This window comes from Desulfothermus sp. (assembly GCF_053993635.1).
The window spans coordinates 1-7,580 of sequence record NZ_JBMYBT010000084.1 but is presented as its reverse complement, the minus strand read 5'-3'; the positions used below and the strand labels follow the sequence as shown (position 1 = coordinate 7,580).

The following is a 7,580-nucleotide window of genomic DNA, read 5'->3' as shown; positions in this document are numbered from 1 at the left end:
AAAATGGTACATCAAAAAGTATTGTAGCAGAAAGGCTAAGGAGTAAATTGCTTAATGCCTTTGACCTTGGAAAAATTAGAGTAATCCCAAGGGAAAACCCAGAGGGAAATAGACTGGATCTTAGACGTGATATTGGAATCCAATACCAAATTGCTGAACAATTGGGGGCATAGTTAAAAACATACAGATTGTCCTGGTTATATTTTTGATCAGGACAATCTGTAATTTAACCCACCTTGAAAATAAGACTAAAAAAAGCTCACATTATATTTTTTTAAAAAACAACAAGGATTGTATGACATTTTTGCCTGTCTCAGTCCTTTATCTCCAAGATCCTGTTCCCTATTAACATATGTATAATCTCTTGCACACTCTCTTAAAAATATGTTATTTATTGCCTGATACACTCCCTTATAAGTAGGACATCCCTTTTCAAAATGAATTACCAACGTAGAATCATCAACTGGTTCTGCTACTGTAAATGCAATTAACTTGTCATCTACACACAGTCCCCCTCCAACAATTTCATCTAACTTACTCCAATTATCAAACACCTTTAAAATAACATAATTTTCTTTAATCAAAATCTCTTTATTATCGCACTCCTTATAAAAACACCAATCAACTTGAAAATTCTCGGCCTCATGAATCCACTTATCATCTAAAGTTACAAACTCATATTTATAAGAGTTCTCAAACTGTCTAAGTAGATTTTTTTTCTTGTGAAATCTATTCCCTTTAAGTTCAATTAATTCTTCTACCAGGTATATATAATCCCAATTATCTCTATCTTCTTTAATTTCCATATTATCAAAATACTTATGCCAGATGTGGACTAATTTTTCAGGAACCCTGGTAAAATTTTTTCCTTTGAGAAAATCTGCATATTTTCTCCAATTAGCGTCATCCCACTTTCCAACTGGTGCCCAAAAAGAACTATCTGGTATATCTTGCTTAATCCACACAAAATTCTCTTCAAACAAGAATTTTAGCCCATATACCTCTTGCCAACCCCAGACATTTAAAAAAGTAAAATCAGAACTTTTCTGGCTACACCAACTTAAATATTTCTTATAAAGTGATCTATCTTCTATTTTTATCTCTCTAAATTTTGCCATAAGATATTCCTTTTTTCATTGAGTAGCCACCCCATATATTTTTAAAAAACAGACCTGTCATAAATATTGATTGTACTACCTGAGAAAAAAACATGGATATCCAGATGCCTGTTGGCTCCTTTAAAATTATATGCCCTAAGAGATAGGCTAGGGGAACTCTGATTATCCAGACAGATCCACCAACACATATCATATTTAGTTTAGTAGCCCCAGCACCAACAAAGGTACCACCAAAAATCATTGTAGTAACAGTAAAAGGGATGGCCATAATATTGTATTTCAAATAATTTACCACTTCAAGTTGAACACCTATATCATCGCTTAATATTGTAGATACAGGATGTATAAAAAACCATAAGATAATGCTCATAAACGTAATAGATGTAACTCCCAACATCCAAATTTTTTTTGCAATTTCCTTTGCCTCTCTAAAATCTCCTTGTCCAAGAAAATGTCCTACCAAGATTGACGCAGTCATATTAAAAGCAAATGCAGGTAAAAATAAAAGCGATTCAATCCTCACCCCTGCAGTAAAAGCTGCAAGTGCAATGAGATTTTTATTTGGTAATGTTGCAGTTATGGAGAACAAGATAACGTATGCAAAATGCCATAATAATTGATTTAGTCCAATTGGCCAGCTCACCTTCCATAAATATGGAAAAAATTTTTTAATCCATTTAAAAGGCGGAATAAATTTTTTTGAAATCCATCTATCCATTAAAAGGATTGTATAATTTAGCAAACCCCCCCCTGAGACCGATATAAACGTCGCCCATGGAAGACCTTTAAAACCCATTTTTGGAAAGTTAAAATAGCCAAAACAAAGAGAAAAATTTAGTATTCCATTTAAAATGGTTACAATCATTATGCTAATTAAGGGTACGTAAACATTTTTCCTTGCCCTGAATATGGCATTAGAAACAATAAACAAATAATATACTGGAATAAGCAAGGCATATACCTTTAAAAAATATTTACATATATAAAATATTTCTTTTGGTGTACCAAGCAGTAAGGTAAGTTTATCTCTGAATAAAAATCCAACCACACATAAAATAACACCAGAAAATATTGCAATTATTATACAGAGACTTGCATATCTCTTTGCCCTAATCTCCCTATTGGCACCAATAGATTGGCTAATAGTTGAAACAGCTCCATTTGCAAAGGAAATAGCTACAATTAAAAGAAAAAATAAAATCTGGGTAACTATTCCAAGTGCTGCTTGAACAGATTTATCTATTAAGCCTGCCACATATACATCTAGAAAGCCTATCCAGAAATGAAAAAACATCATGAGAAGTTGTGGCCAGGCCAAAGACAATATTGTCTTATAGGGCGATTTTGTATCGATATCCATCTTAAAGTAATAGATAACTAGTCTATCTTGGCCTTTTCATAGCCAAACTGCAAAAGATACATATCAGCAATTGTGAGGGCCACCATGGCTTTTATGACTGGAACTATCCTTGGGATAGCAGACACATCGTGTCTTCCCTTTATTTGGAGAGAGACCTCCTGCCCCCTTTTGTTTATGGTTTTTTGGGGGATGGAAATAGAAGGAATTGGTTTTACAGCTGCCCTAACTATTATTATCTGGCCACTGGATATGCCACCTAAAATACCACCTGCATTATTGGATGTAAAACCATCTTTTGTGATATAGTCATTATTCTGGCTACCTGTCAGGTGTGCTGCTTCAATGCCTGAACCTATCTCAACTGCCTTAACTGCCCCAACACTCACAACTGCGTACGCAAGTCTTGCATCTAATTTATCAAATACTGGCTCACCCAGTCCTGGGGGAACTCCTAATACCTGGACCTCTACAATACCACCAATTGAGTCCCCTTGTTTTTTAACCTCCTCTACCCGTTCTTTCCACAATTCCACAACTGATGGGTCAGGAGCAAAAAAAGGAAGTTCTTCAGCTGTTTTAGGGGATATCACTTCAGCTGCAATGCCCCCCAATTCTTTTGTGTATGCAAAAAAATCTATACCTTTTGTCTTTAAAAATTTTTGTGCAATGGCACCACCAACCACCCTAGATACAGTCTCTCTTCCAGATGATCTACCACCGCCTCTATAATCTCTAATTCCATACTTGGCCTCATATGTAAAATCAGCATGTCCAGGCCTAAATATATCCTTTATTTGGGAATAATCCCTTGGTCTTTGATCTTCATTTTTAATAAAAAAACCAATGGGAGTACCTGTGGTATAGCCTTCAAATATCCCAGATAAAAGCTGTACCTTATCCTTTTCTGAGCGAGTTGTGCTGCCTATATTTTTACCTGGCCGCCTTTTTTCAAGCTCTTTTTGTATATCCTCTTCACTTAGTTCAATGCCTGGCGGACACCCATCTAACACACCACCAAGCCCAATTCCATGAGATTCCCCAAAGGTAGTTAATCTAAATACCCTGCCAAAAGTATTTCCACACATAATTATCCTCACTTACTGAGCCAAATTTCTATTAATTTGGAGAGGGTGTTTTCATCAAAGGACGGCCTATCATACATGCCCTTAACCCATCTTTGCCTCCAGCTTTCATATAAAATGATTGCTGCTGCAACTGAAACATTTAAACTCTCTACCATTCCCTGCATTGGAATATACAGTTCATCATCAACTAACTCCATTAGTTCAGGACTAAGGCCTCTATGTTCATTTCCAAGGATTATTGCAACAGGTTCAGTTAGATCATATTCCAAAATGGATTTTGCCTTTTCACTAAATCCTGTCCTAATAATTCTAAACCCCTGTCGGGTTAATGATTCTATCATGCTTTTTGCATCTGTATGTTTTTCCCTCTCCACCCATTTTCTTGCTGAGGCAGAACTCTTTTTACCAAGCTCAGGAAATTGTTCAGTTGTGTAATATAGATGTATTTTATGCACCCCAAACGCATCACAACTTCTGAGTATTGCAGATACATTATGGGGATCGTGTATATTATCAATTATAAGTGTAAGATCCTTCTGCCTCTTTGATAACACGGAGATTATTTTTTTTATTCGCCTCTCAGTCCTCTGTTTCATTAGCTGATCTTACTCCCAGGATCGATTTCTCCATTAATAGCTAACACTTGCAAACCATCTTTTTTGTGAACAGCCAACACCATGCCCTCTGAAATCTCTCCCCTTAATTTTCTGGGCTTTAAGTTGGCCACCATTACAACATTTTTTCCAATGAGCTCATCAGGTTTATAGTATTTAGCTATCCCTGCAACCACTGACCTAGGTTTTTGCTCTCCAAGATCTACCTTAAGACACAAAAGTTTATCTGCATTTGGATGTTTGGCCGCATCTAAAACCTTTCCTACCCTTAAATCCACTTTTTGAAACACATCAAAATCAATATAGCTCTCCTGCTCTTCATTTTTTGAACTTTTAGCTTCTTTTTTTGGTTTCTCTTCTTTAAATACTTCTTTTCTTGGGAAAAGGTTTAAATTTTTTGGTAGATTATCTGAAATCTCCCATGTACTAAAATCATCAGCTTCCCTCTTAAAATCAAAACTTTTAACATCTAGAGCAAGACCAATTGCATTTAACATCTTTTCACTGCTAGATGGCATAACTGGCCAAAGTGCCAGGGCTATTTTTCTAAGACAAATTAACACAACCCACAATACTGTGTTCAATCTATCAAGATCTTTATTCTTAAAAAGTGTCCACGGAGCAACACTATCTATGTATTTATTTACTGCCCTCACAAATATCATTAAATTTTCCAATCCTTCAGCACTATTAAATGATTCAAAAGATGTTATATAGTTATTTAAAGATCTTTTTCCAAGTAAAATTAGTTCCTTATCCATATCTTCAAAACTTATTTGGGATTTAAGTTTACCTTTAAAATATTTATTTATCATGGAGAGGGTTCTATTAAAGAGGTTTCCTATATCATTTGCCAGGTCTGCATTAAATCTCTCAATCATATTTTTTTCAGAAAAATTTCCATCATGTCCAAAATGCATCTCCCTCATAAGAAAATATCTAAATCCATCTACTCCATATTTATCTTTTAAAGATAGAGGATCTACAACATTTCCAAGACTTTTTGACATCTTTGTTTCATCTACTTTCCAGTAACCATGAACCCTCAAGCCTTTATAAATTTCAACACCTGCAGATTTTAACATTGTTGGCCAAAAAATCGCATGGGGTTTTAAGATATCTTTTGCAATTATGTGATATGCAGGCCAAAATTTTTTAAATTCTTCTGAATCTGGCCACCCAATTGCACTTAAATAATTAATTAATGCATCAAACCATACATAGGTTACAAAATTTTTGTCAAAGGGCATCTCTATGCCCCATGTGAGTCTCTTTTTTGGCCTTGAAATACATAGATCGCCAATAGGTTCTTTTAACATAGATAAAACTTCTTTCCTGTATGGTTCAGGCTGAATAAAGTCTGGATTGTCATTGATATATTCTCTTAACCAATCCTGGTACTTACTCATTCTAAAAAAATAGTTTTCTTCGTGTATATAAGTAGGGGGCTTTTTGTGATCTGGACACATTCCATCTACAAGTTCTTTTTCTGTATAAAACCTCTCACACCCAAAACAATAATAACCACCATATTCTCCAAAATATATATCCCCTTTATCATATACTATTTGCAAAAACCTTTGCACACACTCTTTGTGATATGGATCCGTAGTCCTGATAAATTTATCATTCTCAATATCAAGTTCAGGCCAAAGATTTCTAAATAAAGCACTTATCTCATCTACATATTCTTGAGGACTTTTGCCTTGACTTTCTGCTGCCTGAACTATTTTGTCGCCATGTTCATCAGTGCCTGTTAAAAAAAAGGTTTCTTCTCCCATGAGTTTATGAAATCTGCATACAGTATCAGCAAAAATTGTAGTATATGCATGTCCAAGATGTGGCTTAGCATTTACATAATATATTGGAGTTGTGACATAAAATGTCTTTTTCACTTCTATATCCCCCTCATTTATCTTTTTTTCTGCGCCTTACTATTTTTATTTTTTGACCCTATCCCATTTATCTCTTCAATTGAGAAATTGTAGTCTTCCTCTTCTGATAATTTCTGAATTTCTTCAAGATCTTCATACAAAAAATTCTGGGGCAGACTAATTGAAGAAATTTTTACTTCACTACTGCTCTTTGCTGAGAAAAGATATTTATAGTGGGAAAGATCCCCTTTACCTTCAGTAATCTCAAACCATTCAGTTAAAGAAATTTCTCTTTCAACACCTGCGCCTGTATCCACAATCAATGAATCCCTGAATATATTGGCCCTAAGGATCCTCACTTCCCCAAGTCTAGTTACATATTTTCTACCTATCTTTGGAGCCCTTTTTTGAAAATCAGTGTAAAGTTCCCTTTCAAAATTCAGACAACACAAAAGCCGACCGCAGGTGCCTGAAATTTTTGAAGGATTTAAAAAAAGCTGTTGTTCCTTGGCCATTTTGATGGTAACTGGTTCGAATTTTTTTAAAAACAATCTGCAACAACAAATTCTACCACAATTGCCAACTCCACCCACCATCTGAGCCTCATGTCTCACACCAATTTGTCTAAGTTCAATCCTGGTGTGGTATTGTCTGACCAAAATCTTAACAAGTTCCCTAAAATCAACCCTTGTAGGCGCTGTGAAATAAAATATGATCTTGCTCCTATCAAACCTAACCTCCACGTCCACCAATTTCATCTCAAGACCGAGCTTTTCTATATTCCTTTTACAAAAATCAAAGGCTTCTTTGCTTAAAATCTTGTTTTCTTGTTCTTTAATCAGATCATCTTCTGTGGCTAACCTATCAATTGGCTTTATCTCAGATAAATCAATATTTTTTGGAGGCTTATTTGACACAACACACACAACGCCTAGTCCAACACCTTCTTCAGTGGATACAACTACCTTGTCACCTTTTTTTAGTTCAAAATGATCGTTTACAAAAAAATAGACCTGCCCATAGTCCCTGAATTTAACTCCCACAAAATTTCTCATACCATTCTATTCCTTCACTTAAACTTATCTATCCTATCAATTTTTTGAGTTTAGCCTTGGCATTTTCAAGACCTTCTGGATAACTTCCACCAGCCTGTGCAAGGTCGTCTCTTCCTCCACCTCCACCTTTTACTTCTTTTGCTATTTCCTTAATAAGATTATTTGCTGTGAATCTATCATGGAGATCCCTGCTCACATATAATAACAAAGTAACCTTTTTTCCATCCTTTGAACATAGAAGTGCTACACCTGATTTGAGTCTATCTCTTATGCCATCCATAATATTTCTCATGGTCTTAACATCAGATATATCCATTTCCTTGATAAGGACATTAATTCCATTGACCTGCTCTACTTCATCTAAGATATCACCACTTCCAGAAAATAGAGTCTTTTTCGCCAATTCTTCCTTTTGTTTTGTAAGTTTTTTTACCTCCTCTTGGAGACCAATTACCTTGTCCTTTAATTTATCGT

At 35.2% G+C, this 7,580-nt stretch carries 7 protein-coding genes; all 7 read right to left on the bottom strand.

Annotated features, from left to right (window positions below; translation table 11 throughout):
* Positions 1-248: 248 nt before the first annotated feature.
* Positions 249-1,118 carry a DUF2156 domain-containing protein gene (locus ACY2V1_RS06630; protein WP_461834009.1) on the bottom strand — a complete coding sequence of 290 codons (870 nt, stop codon included), beginning with the start codon at positions 1,116-1,118 and terminating at the stop codon, positions 249-251.
* A complete protein-coding gene (locus ACY2V1_RS06625; RefSeq protein ID WP_461834008.1) occupies positions 1,105-2,478 on the bottom strand; it encodes an MATE family efflux transporter in 1,374 nt (457 codons plus the stop codon). Before ACY2V1_RS06625 ends, ACY2V1_RS06630 begins: the two co-directional genes overlap by 14 nt.
* Positions 2,479-2,495: 17 nt before the next feature.
* Positions 2,496-3,563, bottom strand: coding sequence for a chorismate synthase (gene aroC / locus ACY2V1_RS06620; protein WP_461834007.1), 1,068 nt, complete (start codon positions 3,561-3,563; stop codon positions 2,496-2,498).
* 8 nt (positions 3,564-3,571) lie between these two features.
* Entirely contained in the window at positions 3,572-4,159 is a 588-nt protein-coding gene (locus ACY2V1_RS06615; RefSeq protein WP_461834006.1) for a TrmH family RNA methyltransferase, read from the bottom strand.
* Positions 4,159-6,072, bottom strand: a complete 1,914-nt coding sequence (gene metG / locus ACY2V1_RS06610; RefSeq protein WP_461834005.1) for a methionine--tRNA ligase — start codon at positions 6,070-6,072, stop codon at positions 4,159-4,161. The genes ACY2V1_RS06615 and metG overlap by 1 nt, the downstream gene beginning before the upstream one ends.
* A 17-nt stretch (positions 6,073-6,089) precedes the next feature.
* Positions 6,090-7,106, bottom strand: a complete 1,017-nt coding sequence (locus ACY2V1_RS06605) for a PSP1 domain-containing protein (RefSeq protein WP_461834004.1) — start codon at positions 7,104-7,106, stop codon at positions 6,090-6,092.
* 28 nt (positions 7,107-7,134) lie between these two features.
* On the bottom strand, positions 7,135-7,580 hold a 446-nt coding region (locus ACY2V1_RS06600), incomplete at its 5' end, for a DHHA1 domain-containing protein (protein WP_461834003.1).

Coding starts and splice junctions, on each gene's coding strand:
- ACY2V1_RS06630 (WP_461834009.1), bottom strand. CDS start 1,118: ATGGCAAAATTTAGAGAGATAAAAATAGAAGATAGATCACTTTATAAG.
- ACY2V1_RS06625 (WP_461834008.1), bottom strand. CDS start 2,478: ATGGATATCGATACAAAATCGCCCTATAAGACAATATTGTCTTTGGCC.
- ACY2V1_RS06605 (WP_461834004.1), bottom strand. CDS start 7,106: ATGAGAAATTTTGTGGGAGTTAAATTCAGGGACTATGGGCAGGTCTAT.
- ACY2V1_RS06615 (WP_461834006.1), bottom strand. CDS start 4,159: ATGAAACAGAGGACTGAGAGGCGAATAAAAAAAATAATCTCCGTGTTA.
- aroC (WP_461834007.1), bottom strand. CDS start 3,563: ATGTGTGGAAATACTTTTGGCAGGGTATTTAGATTAACTACCTTTGGG.